This window comes from Streptomyces sp. GESEQ-35 (assembly GCF_017948485.1).
Classification (GTDB): Bacteria; Actinomycetota; Actinomycetes; order Streptomycetales; family Streptomycetaceae; genus Streptomyces.
This window is the reverse complement of sequence record NZ_JAFFSX010000010.1, coordinates 11,966-32,013: the sequence shown is the minus strand read 5'-3', so window position 1 is coordinate 32,013 and position 20,048 is coordinate 11,966. Positions and strand designations below refer to the sequence as shown.

Sequence of the window (20,048 nt, the reverse complement as noted above, 5' to 3'; positions counted from 1 at the left end):
GATGTTCCCTGTCACCGTCACCGACACCGTCGATGAAACCGACACCATCAAGGTCCTCCGGCTCGTCCGCTCCGACGGTGCCGCCCTCGCCCTCTACGAGGCCGGCGCGCACATCGACGTGACCGGGCCCACCGGAATCACCCGTCCCTATTCGCTGTGCGGCCCGCCGGAAGACACCGGCGCCTACACGATCGCCGTGAAACGCGAAGCCCCCTCACGCGGCGGCTCCCAGGCCCTGTACGACAAGACAGGACCGGGCACGGAGCTGACCATCGGCACGCCCCGGCAGTTGTTCGGCCTCGCCCGGGACGCTGTCGAGCACCACCTGGTGGCGGCGGGCATCGGTATCACACCGCTGCTGGCAATGGCGTACGAACTGCACAGCAGCAGCGAGGAGTTCAGGCTGCACTATGTGACGCGCAGCCGCGCCGAGGCGGCCTTCGACGGACTGCTCAGGCAATCCGGGTTCGCCGGCCGAGTCGTCTTCCACTGCGGGCTCGGCCGGGAGGCAGCCGCTGAGGCGCTCGCCGCGGAACTGGCCTGCCTGCCGGCGGCGGCACACGTCTACACCTGCGGTCCGCGGAGCTTCATGGACCGTGTCACCGCGCTCGCGGCCCGCAGCGTACCCGAGGAGCAGATCCACTCCGAGCTGTTCCAGGCCGGTGAGCCGTCCGACGCGGGAGAAGCCTTCGAGGTCGAACTCGACACGGGTGAGGTATACGCCGTGCCGTCCGGGAAGAGCATTGCCCAGGTGCTGGAGGAGAACGGCGTCCCGGTGGAGACCTCCTGTCGCGAGGGCATCTGCGGGACCTGCGTGCTGCGGGTGGTCGAGGGCGAACCCGACCACCGGGACCACTGCCTGTCCGCGAAGGAGAAGGCGGCCGGGGATCAGATCGCCGCCTGTGTGTCACGTGCGAAGTCGCCGCGGCTGGTAGTCGAGCTGTGGTGAGCGCTCCGAGGTACGACAACGAGACGTACGACAACGAGAGGAGGGGGGAAACCGTGCCCCCCAGCCGGACCGACTTCCGGGAGGCGATGGCTCACCTTCCGGCAGCCGTCAACATCCTGACCACCAACGGGCCGAACGGCCGCTGCGGCATCACCCTCAGCGCCGTCTGCTCGGTGACCGACGATCCCCCGACGATCCTCGCGTGCGTGAACCGCGGGAGCGCGATGCACGACGTCTTCAAGGCGAACGGACGCGTGGGGCTCAACGTCCTCGGCGGAGACCAGCAGGAACTCGCCCTGCACTTCGCCGGAGCCACCAAGGTCGCCATGGCCGAACGCTTCACCTGGGACGTCTGGGACCGAACCCACGACGTGCCGGTCCTCAAGGACGCCCTGGTCACCGCGGTCGGCACGATCAAGCACACGGTCCCCATGGGCTCCCACAGCGTGCTGTTCATCGACATCGAGCAGATCCGCACCCGCGCCGGCGGCCAGAGCCTCGTCTACTACAACCGGGCGTTCCACCGGCTCGACGCCGCGCCCCTCCTCCCCGAAGGCGCGGGGACATGACCACGGTCGAGGACGCGCTGGTGCGCCTGGAGCAGACCGAGCCGGAGATCCGCGCCTGGGTTCGCGTGGACGCGGACGGCGCCAGCGCGGCGGCGCGGCAGGTCGCGGACGGTCCGCTGCACGGCCTGCCGTTCGGCGTGAAGGACATCATCGACGTCGCCGGGCTGCCCACCGAGTGCGGTTCCGTGCTGCGTCGGGGCCGGGTCGCCGAGGGCGACGCCTGGCTGGTGGACCGGCTGCGCCAGGCGGGCGCCGTACCGCTGGGCAAGACGGTCACCACCGAGTTCGCGTACTTCCAGCCCGGCCCCACCCGTAACCCGCACAACCCCGCCCACACCCCGGGCGGCTCCTCCAGCGGCTCGGCCGCCGCCGTCGCCGCGGGCGTGGTGCCCCTCGCCCTGGGCTCGCAGACCGCCGGTTCACTGACCAGACCCGCTTCCTACTGCGGTGTCGCCGGGTACGTCGCTCCCGTGGGCGCCTGGTCCACACAGGGCTTCACCGGCCTCAGCCCGAGCCTGGACGCGCCAGGGCTGCTCGCGGCCCGGGTCGCCGATCTGGCCGCGGCGATCGAGGCCGTCGACGGCACCACGGCCGAAGACCCGCGTTCCATGAGGGTGTTGGTGTGGCGCGGAACCGAACTGGCCGACATCGACCCGGCGATGCTCGACGTACTGGAGCGCACCGCCCGTGCGCTAGGGGCGGACGCACTGGATCCCGTCCTCAGCACACCCGAACTGGCCGACGCCCACGCCGTCGTCATGGCCTACGAGGCCGCCCGCACCCTCGCCGCCGAGGCCCGGCACCCCGAGTCGCTGAGCAGCCACCTGAACAACCTCCTGGAACGCGGCCGCAAGACCCCCGAGGACGAGTACCGGGCGGCGCTCATCACCGCCCGCACGGCACGCGCCGCGGTCCTGAAACTCCTCACCCGTGTCGACGCGATCCTCGGCCCGGCCGCCCCAGGCCCCGCCCCGCACGGTCTGGACGCCACCGGCAACCCGGTTCTCAGCCGCCCCTGGCAACTGCTGGGCCTGCCCGTGGTGACCGTCCCCGGCCACCGCGACCCGCACGGCATGCCGCTCGGCCTCCAACTGGTCGGCCACCCCGACCGAGTGGGCCGCCTGCTCGGTGTCGCCCGCAGAGCCGAGGAGGCCATCCAGTGAAGATCACCGCGATCGAGGCCGTCCCGTACGCGATCCCGTACACCAAACCCCTGCGCTTCGCGAGCGGCGAGGTGCGAACCGCCGAACACGTCCTCGTCCGCGTCCACACCGACGCAGGGCTGACCGGCGTGGCCGACGCGCCGCCCCGCCCGTTCACCTACGGCGAGACGCAGGCGTCCGTGATCGGAGAAGGAATACGCGCAGCAGCTCCAGCAGTCCGGTGAGTGGCTGCACCTGTGGCGCTGCGCCGGTCGGTACGCGAACCTCAGCATCTTCGACGTGCCCGACAACGACCGGCTCAACGACATCCTGTGGGGCCTGCCGCTCTTCCCCCACATGAACATCACCGTGACCCCGCTGGCCCGGCACCCCTCCGCCATCCGCTGACGGGCGGTCCCCTGAGCCAGCGGATGAGGGCTTCGACCTCATCCGCGCGGGACCAGTGCCGACCGCCCAGACATCCACTCCGAAACCGCCCGGACCCGTGCCAAGGACGGCATCGTCCGTACCGTACGCGGCATCGCCGCGGCCCACGCGCTGGAGACCGACATCGTCTACGAACCCGGCTACCCGGTGACCGTCAACGACGCCGCCGAGGCCGAGTTCGCCGCCCATACCGTCGCGGAGCTGCACGGCGAGGAACGCTTCGCCTGGGCCGACACCCCGCTCCCCGCCTCCGAGGACTTCTCCCGCGTCTTGCACGAGGTCCCCGGCGCCCTGGTCACCTTCGGCGCCTGCTCACCCGGCGCCGACCCCGCCCATGCCGCCTACAACCACTCCCCGCACGCCGTCTTCGACGACACTGTGCTCGCCGACGGCGCGGCCCTCTACGCCGAACTCGCGCTGCGCAGACTGGCTCAGCCGTGACCGATTCCGGCTCCCCTTCCTCCGGCCCATGTTCACTTGCTCCGGCCCATGTTCACCGTCCGCGACCCCACCGGCCGCAGAGCCACCCGTAGTCCCTCCAAGGAGTCCTCATGACCCACGAATTGGTACGCGTGTCAGACCTGGACATCGCCTATCGGCAAAGCCACGGCGAGGAACGCCCGGTCGTCCTGATCCACGGCAACTCCTCCTCGTCCAGGACCTGGAACCATCTCCTGGACGGCCCCATCGGCCGCCGCCACCGCTGCCTGGCACTCGATCTTCCCGGGCACGGAGCGTCCCCGGCACCGGCGGCAGGCTCGGGTGTGTACTCCCTGCCCGGCTACGCCGCCGTCCTGACCGGTTTCGTCGAGGCGCTCGACGCACAGGATGCGGTGATCGTCGGCTGGAGCCTGGGCGGCCACATCGCGCTGGAGGCGGCCGCCGCACTGCCGGACGCGGCCGGCTTTGTCATCTTCGGCACCCCGCCCGTCAGCGGGCCGGCGGACATTCCCGAGGCGTTCCTGCCCAACCCCTCGCTCCAGACCGGCTTCACCGCCGACGTGGACCGGGACAGCGCTCTCGCCTACGCCGCCTCCTGCCTGGCCCCGGGTTCACCACTGCCGACCGCTGAACTGGTCGCCGACATCCTGGCCACGGACCCGGCGGCCCGCAGCGAGCTGGGAGCCGGCCTGGCCGGCACGTCGTATGCCGATGAGGTGGAAGCCGTGGGCACCCTGGGCAGACCGCTGGCCATCCTGCACGGCGCCGACGAGCAGTTCGTCAGCCTGGACTACCTCCACAAGCTCCACGCCCCCACCCTGTGGCGCGGCTCCGTCCAGGTCATAACCGGCGCCGGACACGCGCCGCAGGAGGAGACTCCGGAGGAACTGGCCGCCCTGCTGGAGCAGTTCATCTCGGACCTGCCGCCACACCTCTGACACCCAGGCCAACGTCATCTCCGACAAGGCCCGCTTCGAGGCGACCGTACGCAGACGGCATCGGGAGGTGCGCATCCACATCGGCTTCATCAGACGTGCCGGCCAAGGCGTAGGCGCAATTGGCGGTCTCGCCTTGGCGGCGACCGAGGGACCTCTCGTACGGACGCACGTTCGACTGGGTGACCGAGCAGCCTGAACTCGTCGAACTGCAGAACGCGGGGATGTCGGCGGGCGGAGATGGCATGGGCGCCGCCATGCTCGACACCTACCGGCTACCCGATGGCAAGATCGTTACCGATCCCGGCGGTGCCGACGGCAACGTACTGATGCAACTGCCGGCCAACGAACCTGACCGGCAGGACATCGTGTTCGACCTCCCGAGCGTCGTCGACAGCGTGCCCGATGCGCAGCCGGCCTGCTGAACTGGCTCGCGCTGGCTCCCATCGGCGCCGAGCCGGCCACCACGGGGACCAGGCCAAAGGCCACCGGAATCCAGACAACCAAACGACTGCCTGCCAAGGAGGCAGACGGCGCCTCCCTCGCCCGGCTCCGCCGCGACGGCGCGGAAAAGCCGGACCGCGGTGAGCTGCTCTGAAATGGGTGGAGCCCGCCTTCCAGCGCACCAAGGTGTGCAAGGAGTGGCCGGACCCCGACCGCGAGGCGAAGCCGGACCGGATTGAGGAAATGGTGGACCGCTTCTCCGACCGGGTTTTCGCGTTCGATGAGTTCCACCGTCGGCTTCGGCCGGGACCGCCCGAAACAACCTGACCGGGTGGCCGCCGCCTACCGCCGCACCCACCGCTTACACACCCGTACCCGACAATCCTGAGGCCGGACTGAAGAGTTGAGGCCTATTCGACGAAGATGTCGACAGACGGGCGCATCTCGGAGCAGACACGGAGGATTCCGTGAATGACATGCTGCTCGAAGGCCGCGAACGGGGCTGAGTCGACGGCCTTCTCATCCACGGCCGGATAGGACTTCTGGGTGAGCAGGTAGTCGAAGCGGGGTGCCCACTTGCGGGCGCCCAGGCGCGCGGTGGTGGAGCAGTTGTCCACCATGTAGGCGACACCGCGGGCGCGCATGTATGGGTTGAGCGAGTCCACGGCCTCGATGACCGACTCATTGGCGATCTCCGAGTAGGGGTGGCCCTGCTGGAGCAGGAAGTCGACCTGGGCCATCATGACCCCGCAGAAGACCCCAGCGGTGAACGGGTTGAGGGGGATGTCGGCGGTGCGGTGGGCACGGACGGTTTGGCCGACCCGCCACATGTCGGCCTGGTCGATCTTGCCCATGGGGAATCGGTCGAAGCGCTTTCCGGCCATGATGACGCTGCGGATCTCGTTGCCCGAGCTGACTTCGTCGTAGATCTCGGCGGTCAGCTCCAGGCCGACGGGGTAGGCGGCCGAGTAGGCGTCTGCGAAGACTTTGGCGCCATCGGCGTCGAGCCGCCGGTAGACGCCGATCAGGCCATCGGTGGAGATCGTCTTCGAGATGGGGCCTGTGACCGACTCCACGGAGTGGCGGAAGGCATCTTCGTCGCTCATGCCGTGATCGCGGAAGCGGCGGTAGAGACTTTCGACGATGCCGTGGACACCCGCGAGCAGAATGGCGCGTTCGCCCGACAGGTCCGACAGGTACTCCGACTTCAGCGTGGTCTGGAAGGTATAAGGGGTACCCAGGGCGACGGACCAACCGAGGGCGCGGTCGACGGCGTGGCCGGTCACGTCCTGTTCGACGGCGAAACTGGCATTGATACCGGCTCCGTTGACCGTGGCGCCCTGCACGTACAGGGCGCGCACCGACGGCCCCATGCCCTTGGGACAGACTGCGATCACGTCGACATCCGACGGGAACGTCTCGCCGATGTCGGTGAGGTGACCCAGGAGGAATCCGTGGGAGAGGCCCAGGGTCGTACCCGGGCGCAAAGCGGCGAAGATCTCCCGGAAGTGTTCGGCCTGAGCCGCGTCGGAGATCAGCAGGAGCACCATGTCCGATGCTGCGATAACGTCGAACATGTCTCCGAGCGTGCCGTCCTGCTCGCTGAACCCGGCCGCACGAGCGGCTTCAACGGATCGCGATCCGCTCCTCAGCCCGACAGTCACCTTGACGGCATCACCGAGGGAGTCCCGCAGGTTCTGCGCCTGGGCAGGTCCCTGGGACCCCCAGCCGATGACCCCAATCTGTCGCACACCCTCGAAAGCCGCGGGCAGCCGGTCAAACAGATGACGCCCGCCCCGCACGATCGCTTCGCGGCGCCCACCAAGAGTGATGTACTCCCTGTCGAATACGGCGGTCTCGAAGTCCAGTTCAGATGTCACGCGCTCCCCTTCGTCTGTTTGATGTTGTCTGTTTGAGGTTGGCTCTTTTGTGTGTCCGGTGGCCGACAGGTCCCGGGTGTGAAGTGCAGGTGGAAGCGGGGGTGGGCCAGCAGCCAGGTCTTCTTGAACTCCTCGGCCCGATGCCGACGGTGCAAGGAACCGATCACCTTGCCGCTCGCTGCATCCAGTGCCGCGCTCAGCCGAGTTCATCACCGAAGTCGACGCGTCCGGCCGAATGGGCTGTCCACTCACCCCTCTCGGCCGTCCGTCCACGACCGGAACACCGCGGCCTGGCCGTGGTAAGAGCCGTCGGCGTCCACGAGGTTCCACATCGTGACGTCCTCTATCCAGAATCTGCGGCCGGACTTGGCGAGTCTCATGCCTCGGTAACCGGAGACAAATCCATGCTCTGCCACCGATCGCACGAATGCCTCTCTGTCGCCCTGCGCCTCCGAGTCTGCGGACAGCCGGGACGGAAGCTGGACGAATTCCTCCCAGCTGTATTCGAAGCATTTCTGTGCCACTGCGTTCGCGTATACGAAGATTGGATCCGCGCCCGTGCCATGCGCGAGCAGCCCGAAGGGCGCCGCCTCGTAGAGCCAGCGGACCGTCTCACCAGTGTGCAAGAACCCCGGAGGACACAAGGAACTGCCCGTCAGCCGCTGATAACTGGACAGGAGAAGGTGGGCGAAGGCCATGTCGCGGCTCTGCGACGGCAGGTGTGCGCCATCGATGGTTTCGGCTCGGCCGTGCTCAGACATAGGCCTCATTCCGGCACATCGGCTTGCGCGGCGCGCGACGGCTGACTCGCGCCGGTTCTTGTCGGCCGTCATCGGCGGCGTCGTAGAACAGCATGGCCATTGAGATCCGCCTCTCGTCATTCATCGAAGGGGATGGAGGGATCACAACGGAACATGGGTCGTCGCTCAGTGCCGGACGAGGCATGCACGCCGCATGCGCCGCTAGTCGCTGGCGGATGTGCTGCGGTGGCGGTTGGATGCCTTGGCGAGTGACTACTGGACACCCGCCCATCACGTGGTGGAGCACAAGGACGCGGAGACTCTGGCCCGGTTGCCGGCCGGCGGCGCCGATCCCAATGGTGATGATTCACCCCCGGCGTGGGCCGCTTTCCTGTCGGTTGCACCTCTGGCGGCGAAGTCCCATGTTCGACACCCACTCATCTTGCCCTATTGGCTGCGTGATGCGGTCCCAGCGACACATCCTCTTCGCCATCGGACAGTTCGCGGCTGTCGCAGCCGATCGACCGTTGAAGAGGCGGTATTGGGTACACCATCAGGAAGCTTCCGGAAACGACCGCTTCGCCCACGCGCGCCACGACTCCCCGATGGGGCATGAGCGCCCACGTGTCGCCTGTTCGCGGGCCGACCAGGGCCTGGAGGGTCGGACCTGGAGGTGCGCGGGTTACCGCCGACTCAGGACACGCCGAGCTGCGAGGCGATGACGGTGTACTCGGGGTAGTGGTCGAACCGCTTGATCTTGCCGTTCTTGAGTTCGAACACATCGGCGCAGGGGGCGTCTATGCGCTTGCCGGTCGGGGGGATGGTGCGGCTGGGCGTCACCAGCGGGCCGGTGTGGGTGCCCTGCAGGCGCAACTGCACGAAGATCATGTTGCCAGCCACGAAAACCCGCTCAAGCTCACGGTGGATGTCGGGGAACGCCTTCGCGTAGTCCGCGATCGGCTTGTCGAGCGTGTTGCCGACGTAGGTGAAGGGGACCGACACGTCGGTGAAGGTCCCGTCCTCGGTGAACAACGCCGTCCAGCCGGGGATGTCCACGTCGTCGGCAATCTGATAAGCACGGCGAATGATGCTCTCGTTGTTGCTAACCGTGGACTTTCCCTGGGAGTCGGCGGCGGCCGGCTCGGCGAGGACACCGCCGGCCACGGCAGCGAGCGCCGGGATGGCCGCAATCTTCGCTGACCCGGCCAGGAACGAACGACGGTTCACGGAGGAATCGAACTCAGGCATGATCGGTACTGCCTTTCACGATGGGCTTCAGGCGGACACAGGTGACTCTGATCGGGGCCGGGGCTGCGGGTGCAGCCGCCGTCGGTGGCGTACGAACTCGACGTCGTCGCCGGTGCGGAACGGCACCGTGCCGACGATGTCTTCGGGCACGGCGGTGCGCTTGCTCGCCTCTTCGTCGGCGAGGAGTCAGTCGATGCCGGGCGGCGCGGCCGCCCCGCCGACGACCGTTTTGCCAATCAAGGCGTGACGGTGAACGCCGAGGAAACGACGTTGACCGTGATGCCCTAGGCGGCCGTGTCAGGCCGGCACGCCGAGCTGGCGGAGCCTGACGGTGCCCATCGGGTAGCAGTCGAACTGTTTGATCTTGTCGCCGACGATTTCGATCATGTCCAGGGTGGGGACGTCGACGCGCCTGCCGGTCGGTTGGAGGATGCCGTTGGCCGTCCGGAACGGGCCGAGGTGGGTGCCTTGCAGGCGCAGCTCCACCATGACCATGTTTTTGCCGACCACGTAGACCCGCCGAAGCTCGCGGTGCATGTCGGGGAACGCAGCGGCGAGGCTCTCGACCATCGTGCCGAGCTCGGCGCCCCGGTAGGTGATGGGGACCGTCATCATGTTGAAGGTCCCGTCCTCGGTGAACGCGTCTATGAAGCCGGCGGCGTCCACCACCTCGGCAAGCTCATAGGAACGGCGAGCGATCTTCTCGTTGGGGTGCATTTCCGGTCCTCCTGGTTCACACGGCCGGTACCACCCCGCAGGTGGAGCCGGCATACGAGGGGTAATGAAGTGGCACCACCGGTGCAGGTGCTCTGGGCGGCGCCGGGTCGTTCCTGAAGTGAAGTACGGCGCGTCGCATGGGAGCGCCCTACGGCGGCCCCGCAAAGGCCGGTGCGACAGAACCCCGTTTGTGGCGAGCCCCGCCTTCACACCAATGACTTTAACACTCAAGTGATTGGTCCACGCAAGACTGACGTTGTGGCAATTGGGTGACCCGGCGCCGAACGCGAGTCAAACACTCGAGCTGCATGGCGGGGGTGCGGTGGTGGCTGCGCCGCCGCCAGAGTGTGGGTAACCGCCGCCGAGTCGGAGTGAGGCGCCTGTTGGGGCGCGCGACCGGCGCGTTCAGCGCACGGGTGAGTCGATGCGCTGCAGGATGCGCTCGGCGTCCTGGCCGAGTCGGCGCAGGCGCTCACCGGAGAGGTTGTCCACCACGAGGTGCCGGACGTAGGCGGCATGGCCGGGCGCAGCCGATTCGAGCTTCCTCATGCCGTCGGGCAGGAGGATGGCGTTGGTGAAGCGTCCATCACCCGGGTCCGGTTCGCGCCGGACGTAGCCACGACTTTCCAATCGTTTCACCAGGTGCGACAGCCGGGACAGTGACGAACTGGTGTGCTCGGCAAGCACACTCATGCGCAAGGTCCACTCGGGCGACTTGGCCAGCGTCGCCATGGCCATGTATTCGACCATGCTCAGCTCCGCGTCGCGCTGCAACTGGCCATCGAGGGCCCACGGAAGCCGGGTGATCAGACGCACCACCGACATCCATGACGCCAACTCGGGCGGCGTCAGCCACTGGTCGGCATGCTCGTCGGCCTGCCGAGGCGAGTCAGGGGTGGACATTCGGCGAGCGTATCAGCCTCGCCACGGCGGACGAAGGCCTGGATCATCCAGCTCCAGCAGGGGCGAGCGGGTCTGCGAAGTCGACCCGGCGGGCCACGAGAAGCCCTGGTTCCGTGGGCAGGAGAGGTTGCCACGTCGGACCTCCTCTTACGGGATCCGAACGCATCACTTGAACGCTCACGCGATCGAGGCGTAGGGCGAACGTTGAATGTTAAAAATAGTCCGGGCCCACTAGGCGGCAGAGCAGGCGCTCGGAGGTCTTGGGTCTCTGGTATCGCATGCCTGCCGTGGACGTGCGACGTGCCGGGCAGCGACAAGGCGAGCCGGCTGTCCTGGCTCGACTCCAACCAGTCGTTCTCCCTTGGCGCTCACCAGCCGGATCCGGCCAACACGCACCACGGTCTGTTGCTGGTCAACAATGAGGACCTGGTGCAGCCGGGTACGGGTTTCGAAACGCACCCGCACCGGGATATGGAGATCGTCACCTGGGTTCTTCGGGGCTCGTTGGTCCACCAGGACTCCAGCGGCCACTCCGGCGTGATCTACCCCGGGCTGGCTCCGTCCGGTCAGTAATTCGTCGGGGGTCTCGGCGCAGACGGTGCGACGCACGGTGCTACCGCTCGTGTGTAGTTCCCGGGCGATCTCGTGGATGCCATGTCCTCGATGGGCAACGATTCCTTCCCGGCGTCCGCATGGCCGGCAGCAGCGTCGTTCGTCAGGCCCTCAGCACTTGACGGCGGCCGCCTTCAAACAGTTGTTGTGGCGGCGCACGTTGCGCTCGGCGGCAGTGCCGAGGTTCTGCCAGGGGTGGAACGGCCGGCGGCCTGGATCGCGCTCGGAGCCCCGGTGCGGGCGCCCTCGACCCAAGGACCGGCCCGGTCACGGCAGGTGATCTCGGAGCCGGGATGTTCCCGCAGCCAGCCGGCCAGGGTCGTAGCGTCACGGCCGGGCTACAGATCGAGTGGCCGGCTGGTCTCGCAGTCGGTGAGCAGGGTGCCGAAATGCTGTCCGCGTTGGATGGCGAAGTCATCGACGCCCAGCACCCTGGGAAGGGTCCAGGCCTGATCGGGCATGGCCATGACCGCCCGAAGCAGTGTCGTCCGACTCACCGGTGCGTGCAGGACAGCGACGAGACAGCTCCCGGTTCGGCCAGCCGGCGCGACGGCGACAGCCTCCAGAACTCGCCGGGCTGCAGGCGTGCGGCGGCCGGAATACGTGCTGTGCACTCGGTTGGACGTCACCGCACATCCAGGGCAGGCCCCCCCGTCCCCTGAGTGCTCGTCATCAGACGAATCACTCAGCAGCCGAAGAACGGCCTCACGGAATGTGTGCCTGATCCTGCGAGTCATGAATAGGGCCACACCACTTCGGCGGGCGAGGACCTACCGGGGCCAAACCGGGCTCCAGCGACGACCTGCGACGAGACCGCCCCGGTCGAGCTTCCCTGAGGACTGGCCGAACCCATCAGAAGCCGGCTGCCCGGGCTGTCGAGTAGACCTCTGCGGCCACGGCCTTCAACTCCTGTGCGTCCCGCGTGAACCACTGGAGGTCGATCAGGTACTCGTCAAGGCCGATCTCGGCGTACTCCATCAGGTCGGTGACGATCTGCTCGACGTTGCCCTGAAAGGGCTGTCGGTCCTGGCCGCCGTGCGGCTTGGCCGAGTAGATGGGGTTGACGCGCACCACCGTCCGAAGCGGTTCGGTGCGGTTACGCTCGGCGGCCAGGTCCTGCAACTGCCTCCACTGCGCGGCCAGTTGACCGGCCCCATCGGCGCCGGGAACCCAGCCGTCGGCGTGATCGACGAGTCGGCGCATCGCACGCGGAGTGTTCCCGGGCAACAGGATGGGTATGGGGCGAGCCGGCTTGGGGCCGACGACAGCCGAGGCAATCTTCGTGATCCGGCCGTCCTCGTACATCACCGGGTCCGGGCCCCACACCGCCCGGCACACCTCGATCACCTCGTCCATGACCTTGCCCCGTTCCTCGAAGGGGCGGATCGCGGAGGCCGCGTACTCGTCGAGGGACCAGCCGGTGCCGAGGCCTGCGATCACCCGGCCGCCGCTCGCCGTGTCCAGGGTGGCCAGGGACTTCGCCAGCCGGAAGGGGATGTGCAATGGGGCGACCAGCACGGCGGTGCCCAGCTCGGCCCGCTCGGTAGCCGCCGCAGCGAGGGTCAGCGTGACCAGCGGCTCGGCGACGCCCCGGTACGCGTCGGGCCAGGGCAGGCCCGGTATGCCGTACAGGGGCTGGGTCTGGGGCTCCGGGAACAGCGCCCGTTCATACACCCAGAGGCTGTCGTATCCGATCGCTTCGGCGGCGCGTGCCACGTCGGGCACGTCCTTGCCGAGGTCGTACTGCCGATTCTGCGGGAGGCCGAGTCCAAGCCGGGTCGTCATGACTGTGCGCTCCTATGCGATGGGTTTCAGCTTCAACACAAGGTGATCGTGGGGCTCGGGTAAGGCGGACCGGAGGTCTGAGTCGCTTGGTGCACTTTTCGGCGGAATCAAGCTGGTGCGGCCCCCTGCGTCGCCGACCAGGTCGCGTCCGGAGCCCGCACGAGGCTCCGCGAGCCGATCAGACGCGTCAGCAGGTGTCACCGGGTGTGCGCGGGCGGCGGCCCAGGCGGTGTCGTCGACGGGTATGGCTCCCTGGCCGTTGACGTGGCTGGTGCTGTAGGGGTTGCCGTCGGCGAACTTCACCGTGCGCGGTGGCTGTGGCCGTGGCCGTGAAGCCGCTGTAGACCTTGTCGGCCGGCTTGCCCTGCGCCCACAGCCCGCCGAGCGTGTCGATGAACTGCTTCAACTGGCTGGCTGTGTTGCCGAACCGGGTGGGGGTGCCGAAGATGACGGCGTCGGCCCACTCGATGTCGGCCACGGTCGCCACCGGGATGTCGTTGGTGACCGTGGCGTGCGCCGACCACCAGGTTGGGCCGCGCGCCCGATCGGGTGCGGATCACTGAATCCAGGGCGCCTTGTAGGTACCGGTGTCGTTGAGGATCGCGGTGAAGTCCTCGGCGGCCCACTCCTCACTGATCTTGCCGTCCCGCAGTTGGTAGACGTCGACCGCGTCCCATCGGACCGACTGCCCGCTGGCGGGTATGCCCAGCAGGGGGGCCTGCAGTGTGCCGGTGACGACCAGGCGCACGACAACCTTGTCACCCTGGCCGAAGATGTCCTGTTCGGCGGCGTGCAGGTCAGGGATCGAGTTCACCACACTCGACAACAGCCCGGCGACGTTGTCTCGGCCGGCCACGTTGCCGACCGTGCCGCCGTGCCACTCCATATCCGGGGTCAGATAGCGGGCGGCGCGATCCCCATGGTGCTCGTTGAGGACGTCCTGTATGAACGCCTTCACCACTCGCTTGTTGGCCGCAACCCTCGCGGACTCACCGCCATGGACCATTCCCGCAGACGCCGGAGCGGCAGCCCGGTGGACAGAAGTTTGCGCGTTCGCCCCGGAGCCAACGGCGGTCACGCCGCCCACGGCGGCGGTCAGGGCTGCACCCACGGCGATGCGCTGCCAGTACTTCATGCCGATCTCCTTAGCAATACGCCCCTGAATCGGGACAGGTACTCGTGTGGTCTGGTGCCGTGCGTTCGATCCTGTACGGAAGGGGGACGGTGATCGAGCTGCGTCGCGCACCGCCATCACGAATGACTTTAGCGTTCAAGTTACTTGGCGAGCAAGGCGAGGAGTATCACTGGCAGATACGGGAATTCAGCAATGAGGTCACTTGTTCTACTCAAGTTACCCAGGGAATCCTGGCGATCGGACCCGCGCGGCGGGGGAGGTCGTTCCGGCCGCACGGGGCCCTGTCCGGCAGGCGCGGAACCCGGCAGGAGGCGCCCTCCCGCGGCCGACCTTGCGGCTGTCAGTGCTTGCCGCACGCCTCACCGCGGCGGCACCTGGATGGGACGGCAACACCCGTGAGGCGAGAGGGCAACCGCCGGCCGGTCCGGCCTGCACGGCCAGGAGCGCGTAACTGGCCCTAACTGGGCATTTAGGTATGTCTTGCGGTGTTACGTCGCTCTTGCTGCTTGGCCTTTTTGAAGTGATTTGTGTTCAACATGCAGCTTCACGGCCTTCCAGGCTCCGGCCTGGGCGCCCATTTGCTCCGTGTCTCGCACCCAGATTCCGTCTGGTCTATGGACGTCACAGAAACGCCCTACTGGCCAAGTAGCGCCGCCAGTGGGGGTGATCGTGGCGGAGTTCTTCGACGTCGGGCAGTCGCGGTCGATCCCGTGGAGCGCCGCCCGCAGGCCTCCGCTCTGCTGGACGCGCTCAAACGCCCCGACCGCGGCTTCGACGCGGTGGTGATCGGGGAGCCCCAACGAGCCTTCTACGGCAACCAGTTCAGCCTGACCTTCCCCGTCTTCGTCCACTACGGCGTTCCCCTGTGGGTGCCGGAAGCCGGCGGCCCCATCGACCCCGAATCCGAAGCGCACGACCTGGTGATGCCGGTCTTCGGCGGGGTCGGCAAGGGCGAACGGACCCGCATCAAAATCCGGGTACGGACCGCGATGACCGCCCAGGCCAAGCTCGAAGGCCGCTATCTGGGCGGACGCCCGCCCTACGGCTACCGGCTGACCGATGCCGGGCCGCACCCCAACCCGGGCAAGGCCGCCGACGGCAAGCGGCTGCACCGTCTGGAACCCGACCCGGTCACTACCCCGGTCGTGCGGCGAATCTTCGCCGAGTACCTGGCCGGGATCGGGATCTTCGCCATCGCCCAGCGCCTGACCGACGACAACGTCCCCTGCCCCGCCGCGTACGACCCGGGGCGCAACCGGCACCGGTGCGGCATCGCCTGGTCCAAGAGCGCGGTCCGCGTGATCCTGACCAACCCCCGCTACACCGGCCACCAGGTGTGGAACAAGCAGCGCAAGGACGAATCCCTCATCGACGTCGAGGACGTCCAGCGGCTGATAGCCTCCCGCGGTCCCACGTCCGCCGGGCGACACGTCGTGCGCACCCGGCACGGGTACGCGTTCAAGGGCCTGCTGGTCCATGGCGCCTGCGGACGCCGTATGCAGGGCAACTGGGCTCACGACCAGACGTACTACCGGTGCCGGTTCCCGCGCGAGTACGCCGTGGCCAACAAGATCGACCACCCCCTCAACGTCTACCTGCGCGAGGCCGACCTGTGCGATCCCCTGGACGCCTGGCCCGCGCTGGCGTTCGCTCCGACGCGCATCGAGCACTCGCTCACCGCACTGGAGCAGGCCCAGCCACCGCGGACGCGGAGACGGAGCCCCTGCGGCGTGCTCTGGCCGAGTGTGACCGCAAGCTCGCCCGGCATCGCGCCGCCCTCGAAGCCGGAGCCGACCCCACCCTCGTGGCCACATGGAGCCGGGAGGTGCAAGCCGAGCGGGCTGCGAGCGCCGCCAAACTGGCGCAGGCCGAGAGCCGGCGGGGAACCCGCCGACGGATGAGCCGCGAGGAGATCCGTGGCCTGGTTGACGCCCTCGGCGGCCTGCTGTCCGTGCTGCACCGGACCGATCCGGCTGACAAGGCCGAGGGCTACCGGCAGCTCGGGCTGCGGCTGACGTATGACCATGAAACGCAGACGGTGTTGGCCGAGAGTCGGCCAACACCGGTGGGCGTACTGTGCGTGTCCGAGGGGGGACTTGAACCCCCACGCCCGTTAAAGGGCACTAGCACCTCAAGCTAGCGCGTCTGCCATTCCGCCACCCGGACCAGGTGTCTGCCGCCTGGACGGAGGTGTTCCGCGCGGCGACGTGGACAACAATACCAAGATTTCAGAGCGCCCTTCACTTGCATATCCGTCGTCCGGGAGGACCACTGGGGTACATGACAACAGTATTCTGTATACTGTTGCCACCAAATGGCCCCGGCTCGGAGGCGACATGGAAGATCTGGATCCCGCAGTGGTGCTGGGAATGGCCACCCAGGCACCCGACGGCATAGTGATCATCGACGGCGAGGGACTGATCCGTTACTGGAACCGGGGCGCGGAGCGCATCTTCGGCTTCTCCGCGGACGACGTGGCCGGTCGCAGTCTGGACGTGATCATTCCCGAGAAGCACCGGAAGCGTCACTGGGACGGCTTCCAGGAGGCCATGGACCGCGGGTCCAGCAAGTACGGGGAGGCGGACCTGCTGAACGTTCCCGCACTGGGCGCGGACGGCCGGAAGCTGTCGATCGAGTTCAGCGTGGTGCTGCTGCCGGCCCCCGACGGCAGCTCGTACTGCGGAGCGGTCATCCGGGACGTCACCGCGCGACGCGAGCGGGAGCGGGAGCTGATGCGGCGGCGCGCCGAGGCGACGGTCTGAGCCTCACCCGACAACACCGGAACGCACCGGACAGCACAGGAGCGGCCGTGGCCCGAAGGCCACGGCCGCTCCTGTCATCGTCAGGAGACCTGTCGCTAGGCGACGACCTGGCCGTCGTGCAGCTTGCGGATGTCGTCCGCGTCATAGCCGAGGTCCGCGAGCACCTCGTCGGTGTGCTCGCCGAGCAGCGGCGCGCCCTTGATGTCGGGCTTCCAGCCGGAGAACTTGATCGGGCTGCCCACGGTCAGGTAGGTGCCGCGCTCCTTCTGCTCGACCTCGACGATCGTGCCGCTCTTGCGCATGTCCTGGTCCTCTGCGAGCTCCTTCATGCTGAGCACGGGGGCGCAGGGCACCTCCCACTCGCGCAGGATGTCGACCGCCTCGTACTTGGTCTTGTCGGCGAGCCACTTCTCGATCTCGCCGAAGATCTCCATGATGTGCGGCTGCCGGGCCCGGGCGGTGGTGTACTCCGGGTCGTCGACCCACTCGGGGTGGCCGATGGCCTCGGCGGTGCGCTTCCAGTTCTGCTCCTGGACCGTGAAGTAGATGTAGGCGTTGGGGTCGGTCTCCCAGCCCTTGCACTTCAGGATCCAGCCCGGCTGACCACCGCCGCCCGCGTTGCCGCCGCGGGGCACCGCGTCGCCGAACTCGCCGTGCGGGTACTGCGGGTACTCCTCCAGGTAGCCGATCTTCGCCAGGCGCTGCTGGTCACGGAGCTTGACCCGGGTCAGGTTGAGGCAGGCGTCCTGCATGGACACCGAGACCTTCTGGCCCACTCCGGTCTGGTTGCGCTGGATGATCGCGGTGAGGAGACCGATCATCAGGTGCATACCGGTGTTGCTGTCGCCGAGGGCCGAGCCGCTGATGGTGGGCGGACCGTCCCAGAAACCGGTGGTGGACGCGGCGCCGCCGGCAGCCTGGGCGACGTTCTCGTAGACCTTGAGGTCGTTCCACTTCGACTCGTCGTTGAAGCCCTTGACCGAGCCGAAGATCAGCCGCGGGTTCAGCTCGTGGATGTACTCCCAGCTGAGACCCATGCGGTCCATGGCGCCCGGCGCGAAGTTCTCGACGAGCAGGTCGGACTCGCGGATCAGCTTCTCCATGACCTCCTTGCCCTCGGGGGTCTTGGTGTTGATCGCCAGCGAACGCTTGTTGCTGTTCAGCATGGTGAAGTACAGGGCGTCGAGGTCGGGAATGTCCCGCAGCTGCTTGCGGGTCACGTCGCCACCGTTGATGCGCTCGACCTTGATGACATCGGCGCCGAACCAGGCGAGCATCTGGGTGCATGCGGGACCGGCCTGCACCCCGGTGAAGTCGATCACCTTGATTCCGGCGAGCGGCTTTTCACTCATGTTGGCTTCCTTCTCGTGAATGAACGCGTGCGGGGAGGGAGTTGGGGGTGAAGGCGCTTACTTCTTCGCCGCCGTGATGTTGCCGACGGTGATGCCCTTCGGGTTGAGGTGCGAGATGTGGCCGCTCTCGGTGCCGGCCGAGGGGTCGATCACGCAGTCGATGAGCGCCGGGCCGCCGGAGGCCAGTGCCTCGGTCAGGGCGGCGGTGACTTCGGCGGGCGTGGTCGCGCGGTAGCCCTTGCCGCCGAACGCCTCGATCATCAGGTCGTGGCGGGCGGCGAGCATCAGGGTCGTCGGGGACGGCGCGTCGTCGAGCGGGTTGACGTCGTCGCCGCGGTAGACACCGCCGTTGTTCATGATGATCGTGACGACAGGCAGCTTGTAGCGGCAGATCGTCTCCAGCTCCATGCCGCTGAACCCGAAGGCGCTGTCGCCCTCCACGGCCACGACCGGTGCACCGCTCTCGACGGCGGCGGCGATCGCATATCCCATACCGATGCCCATGACACCCCAGGTGCCGCTGTCGAGGCGATGGCGCGGTACGTGCATGTCGATCACGTTGCGCGCGATGTCCAGGGCGTTGGCGCCCTCGTTGACGAGGTATGCCTCGGGGCGTGTATGCAGTACATCGCGTACGGCCTTCAGGGCGCCCATGAACTGCATGGGGTGCGGGTCGGCCTTGAGGCGCTCGGCCATCTTGGCGACGTTCTGCGCCGAACGTGCCCCCAGCTCCTCGCGCCAGGCGGCGGGAGCCGCGATCTGGCCGGGCTTGGTGCGTTCGGCGAGTGCGTCGAGGACCGACGCGATGTCGCCGACGAGCGGGGCGGCGATGGGCTGGTTGCTGTCCATCTCCTTGGGCTCGATGTCCACCTGGATGAACTTCGCGTCGGGGTTCCACGACGGCCCCTCGCCGTGGTTGAGCAGCCAGTTGAGGCGGGCGCCGACGAGCATCACGACGTCGGCCTTCTTCAGCGCCATCGAACGGGCCGTGGCCGCGGACTGCGGGTGGTCGTCGGGCAGCAGGCCCTTCGCCATCGACATCGGTACGTAGGGGATGCCGGTCGACTCGATGAACCCGCGGATCTTGGCGTCCGCCTGGGCGTACGCGGCGCCCTTGCCCAGGACCACCAGCGGCCGCTCGGCGTTCGCCAGGAGCTCGATCGCGCGGTCCACCGCCTCGGGCGCGGGCAGTTGGCGCGGCGCCGGGTCGACGAGCCGGCTCAGCGTCCTGGCGCCGTCCGCGGCGGGCATGATGGAGCCGAGCACCGCGGCGGGGATGTCGAGGTAGACCCCGCCGGGGCGCCCGGAGATCGCGGTGCGCAGCGCGCGGGCGATACCGCGCCCGATGTCCTCGACCCGGCTCACCCGGTAGGCGGCCTTGACGAACGGCTGAGCGGCGGCGAGCTGGTCCATCTCCTCGTAGTCGCCCTGCTTGAGGTCGACGAGGTGGCGCTCGCTGGAGCCGGAGATCTGGACCATCGGGAAGCAGTTCGTGGTCGCGTTCGCCAGCGCGACAAGACCGTTGAGGAAGCCCGGTGCCGACACGGTCAGCGCCACGCCCGGCTTCTTCGTGAGGTAGCCGGCGGCGGCCGCCGCGTGTCCGGCGTTGCTCTCGTGACGGAAGCCGATGTAGCGGATTCCCTGCGCCTGCGCGAGGCGGGCCAGGTCCGTGATCGGGATGCCGACCACCCCGTAGATGGTGTCGACGTCGTTCATCTTGAGCGCGTCGACGACCAGGTGGTACCCGTCGGTGAGCTCGGTCGGAACGTCGGCTGCTGCCGCGGTCTCCAGTGTCGAGGGGGCGGTCATGGTCCGAGGTCCTCCTTGGGCAGGTCCTGCCGTGCGGCTACTCCTCACACCATCCGCAGCGCGCCCGCCCGCGTCCAAGACCCATCGGCGACCAGCCGATAAACAGCATCTATCGATGGCTGGTGGGGGCCGCGCAACTCCCTTGATAGATGGTTGCTATCGGCCGTTCGCCAGTACG

At 68.0% G+C, this 20,048-nt stretch carries 23 protein-coding genes, 1 tRNA gene and 1 pseudogene; 13 read left to right on the top strand and 12 right to left on the bottom strand.

Features of this window, described 5'->3' with window-relative positions; genetic code table 11:
• Nucleotide 1: 1 nt before the first annotated feature.
• From KCH87_RS20670 to KCH87_RS20630, 9 genes are all read left to right on the top strand, one after another.
• Nucleotides 2-949 (top strand): PDR/VanB family oxidoreductase, encoded by a 948-nt coding sequence (locus tag KCH87_RS20670; protein WP_210587655.1) that lies wholly within the window; start codon nt 2-4, stop codon nt 947-949.
• Between the two features lie 53 nt (nt 950-1,002).
• Nucleotides 1,003-1,518: a flavin reductase gene (locus tag KCH87_RS20665; RefSeq protein WP_308298872.1), complete on the top strand. Its 516-nt coding sequence runs from the start codon at nt 1,003-1,005 to the stop codon at nt 1,516-1,518.
• Nucleotides 1,515-2,681, top strand: coding sequence for an amidase (locus KCH87_RS20660; protein ID WP_210587654.1), 1,167 nt, complete (start codon nt 1,515-1,517; stop codon nt 2,679-2,681). Before KCH87_RS20665 ends, KCH87_RS20660 begins: the two co-directional genes overlap by 4 nt.
• Nucleotides 2,678-2,905 (top strand): hypothetical protein, encoded by a 228-nt coding sequence (locus KCH87_RS20655; RefSeq protein WP_247196526.1) that lies wholly within the window; start codon nt 2,678-2,680, stop codon nt 2,903-2,905. The genes KCH87_RS20660 and KCH87_RS20655 overlap by 4 nt, the downstream gene beginning before the upstream one ends.
• Nucleotides 2,906-2,909: 4 nt before the next feature.
• Nucleotides 2,910-3,068 carry a muconolactone Delta-isomerase gene (locus tag KCH87_RS20650; protein WP_210587885.1) on the top strand — a complete coding sequence of 53 codons (159 nt, stop codon included), beginning with the start codon at nt 2,910-2,912 and terminating at the stop codon, nt 3,066-3,068.
• Nucleotides 3,069-3,140: 72 nt separating this feature from the next.
• A complete protein-coding gene (locus KCH87_RS20645) occupies nt 3,141-3,548 on the top strand; it encodes a M20/M25/M40 family metallo-hydrolase (RefSeq protein WP_210587884.1) in 408 nt (135 codons plus the stop codon).
• A 110-nt stretch (nt 3,549-3,658) separates the two neighbouring features.
• A complete protein-coding gene (locus KCH87_RS20640; protein ID WP_210587653.1) occupies nt 3,659-4,486 on the top strand; it encodes an alpha/beta fold hydrolase in 828 nt (275 codons plus the stop codon).
• A gap of 179 nt (nt 4,487-4,665) precedes the next feature.
• Nucleotides 4,666-4,908, top strand: coding sequence for a hypothetical protein (locus tag KCH87_RS20635; protein ID WP_210587652.1), 243 nt, complete (start codon nt 4,666-4,668; stop codon nt 4,906-4,908).
• A gap of 178 nt (nt 4,909-5,086) precedes the next feature.
• Entirely contained in the window at nt 5,087-5,254 is a 168-nt protein-coding gene (locus tag KCH87_RS20630; protein ID WP_308298871.1) for a hypothetical protein, read from the top strand.
• A gap of 83 nt (nt 5,255-5,337) precedes the next feature.
• On the opposite strand, the gene KCH87_RS20625 is transcribed toward KCH87_RS20630, so the two are convergent.
• The 3 genes from KCH87_RS20625 to KCH87_RS20610 form a co-directional block, all read right to left on the bottom strand.
• The gene (locus tag KCH87_RS20625) at nt 5,338-7,017 is read right to left on the bottom strand and encodes a ketol-acid reductoisomerase (protein ID WP_374199010.1); all 1,680 of its coding nucleotides are present in this window, start codon (nt 7,015-7,017) and stop codon (nt 5,338-5,340) included.
• Nucleotides 7,018-7,055: 38 nt separating this feature from the next.
• Nucleotides 7,056-7,640, bottom strand: coding sequence for an MEKHLA domain-containing protein (locus KCH87_RS20615; RefSeq protein WP_247196524.1), 585 nt, complete (start codon nt 7,638-7,640; stop codon nt 7,056-7,058).
• A gap of 600 nt (nt 7,641-8,240) precedes the next feature.
• Nucleotides 8,241-8,774 carry a nuclear transport factor 2 family protein gene (locus KCH87_RS20610; RefSeq protein WP_308298870.1) on the bottom strand — a complete coding sequence of 178 codons (534 nt, stop codon included), beginning with the start codon at nt 8,772-8,774 and terminating at the stop codon, nt 8,241-8,243.
• 105 nt (nt 8,775-8,879) lie between these two features.
• On the opposite strand from KCH87_RS20610, the gene KCH87_RS20605 reads away from it, so the two are divergent.
• A complete protein-coding gene (locus KCH87_RS20605; RefSeq protein ID WP_210587651.1) occupies nt 8,880-9,083 on the top strand; it encodes a hypothetical protein in 204 nt (67 codons plus the stop codon).
• Between the two features lie 9 nt (nt 9,084-9,092).
• Here the strand turns inward: KCH87_RS20605 and KCH87_RS20600 are convergent, their stop codons facing one another.
• Together KCH87_RS20600 and KCH87_RS20595 are read right to left on the bottom strand one after the other, a co-directional pair.
• Nucleotides 9,093-9,512 carry an ester cyclase gene (locus KCH87_RS20600; protein WP_210587650.1) on the bottom strand — a complete coding sequence of 140 codons (420 nt, stop codon included), beginning with the start codon at nt 9,510-9,512 and terminating at the stop codon, nt 9,093-9,095.
• 405 nt (nt 9,513-9,917) lie between these two features.
• Nucleotides 9,918-10,415 (bottom strand): MarR family winged helix-turn-helix transcriptional regulator, encoded by a 498-nt coding sequence (locus tag KCH87_RS20595; RefSeq protein WP_210587649.1) that lies wholly within the window; start codon nt 10,413-10,415, stop codon nt 9,918-9,920.
• A gap of 300 nt (nt 10,416-10,715) precedes the next feature.
• Between KCH87_RS20595 and KCH87_RS49140 the strand changes: the two genes are divergently transcribed.
• Nucleotides 10,716-10,988 (top strand): pirin family protein, encoded by a 273-nt coding sequence (locus KCH87_RS49140; protein WP_308298869.1) that lies wholly within the window; start codon nt 10,716-10,718, stop codon nt 10,986-10,988.
• A gap of 377 nt (nt 10,989-11,365) precedes the next feature.
• Here KCH87_RS49140 and KCH87_RS50090 read toward each other — a convergent pair whose 3' ends face one another.
• From KCH87_RS50090 to KCH87_RS20575, 4 genes and pseudogenes are all read right to left on the bottom strand, one after another.
• Nucleotides 11,366-11,494, bottom strand: coding sequence for a hypothetical protein (locus tag KCH87_RS50090; protein WP_282612967.1), 129 nt, complete (start codon nt 11,492-11,494; stop codon nt 11,366-11,368).
• A gap of 385 nt (nt 11,495-11,879) precedes the next feature.
• Complete coding sequence (locus KCH87_RS20585) at nt 11,880-12,812, bottom strand: LLM class F420-dependent oxidoreductase (RefSeq protein ID WP_210587647.1); 933 nt, start codon at nt 12,810-12,812, stop codon at nt 11,880-11,882.
• 210 nt (nt 12,813-13,022) lie between these two features.
• Nucleotides 13,023-13,335, bottom strand: a pseudogene (locus KCH87_RS20580) (NAD(P)H-dependent oxidoreductase); the annotation flags it as partial.
• Nucleotides 13,336-13,368: 33 nt separating this feature from the next.
• Nucleotides 13,369-13,947, bottom strand: a complete 579-nt coding sequence (locus KCH87_RS20575; protein WP_210587646.1) for an ester cyclase — start codon at nt 13,945-13,947, stop codon at nt 13,369-13,371.
• Between the two features lie 710 nt (nt 13,948-14,657).
• Here KCH87_RS20575 and KCH87_RS20570 point away from each other — a divergent pair.
• On the top strand, nt 14,658-15,848 hold the full coding sequence (locus tag KCH87_RS20570) for a recombinase family protein (RefSeq protein ID WP_210587645.1): 1,191 nt from the start codon (nt 14,658-14,660) through the stop codon (nt 15,846-15,848).
• A 180-nt stretch (nt 15,849-16,028) separates the two neighbouring features.
• Here KCH87_RS20570 and KCH87_RS20565 read toward each other — a convergent pair.
• Nucleotides 16,029-16,113: transfer RNA gene (locus tag KCH87_RS20565), tRNA-Leu, on the bottom strand.
• A gap of 170 nt (nt 16,114-16,283) precedes the next feature.
• Here KCH87_RS20565 and KCH87_RS20560 point away from each other — a divergent pair.
• A complete protein-coding gene (locus tag KCH87_RS20560) occupies nt 16,284-16,709 on the top strand; it encodes a PAS domain S-box protein (RefSeq protein ID WP_210587644.1) in 426 nt (141 codons plus the stop codon).
• A 95-nt stretch (nt 16,710-16,804) separates the two neighbouring features.
• On the opposite strand, the gene frc is transcribed toward KCH87_RS20560, so the two are convergent.
• Both frc and oxc read right to left on the bottom strand, forming a co-directional pair.
• Complete coding sequence (frc, locus tag KCH87_RS20555) at nt 16,805-18,061, bottom strand: formyl-CoA transferase (RefSeq protein WP_210587643.1); 1,257 nt, start codon at nt 18,059-18,061, stop codon at nt 16,805-16,807.
• Nucleotides 18,062-18,118: 57 nt separating this feature from the next.
• Complete coding sequence (gene oxc, locus KCH87_RS20550) at nt 18,119-19,870, bottom strand: oxalyl-CoA decarboxylase (protein WP_210587642.1); 1,752 nt, start codon at nt 19,868-19,870, stop codon at nt 18,119-18,121.
• Nucleotides 19,871-20,048: the final 178 nt, after the last annotated feature.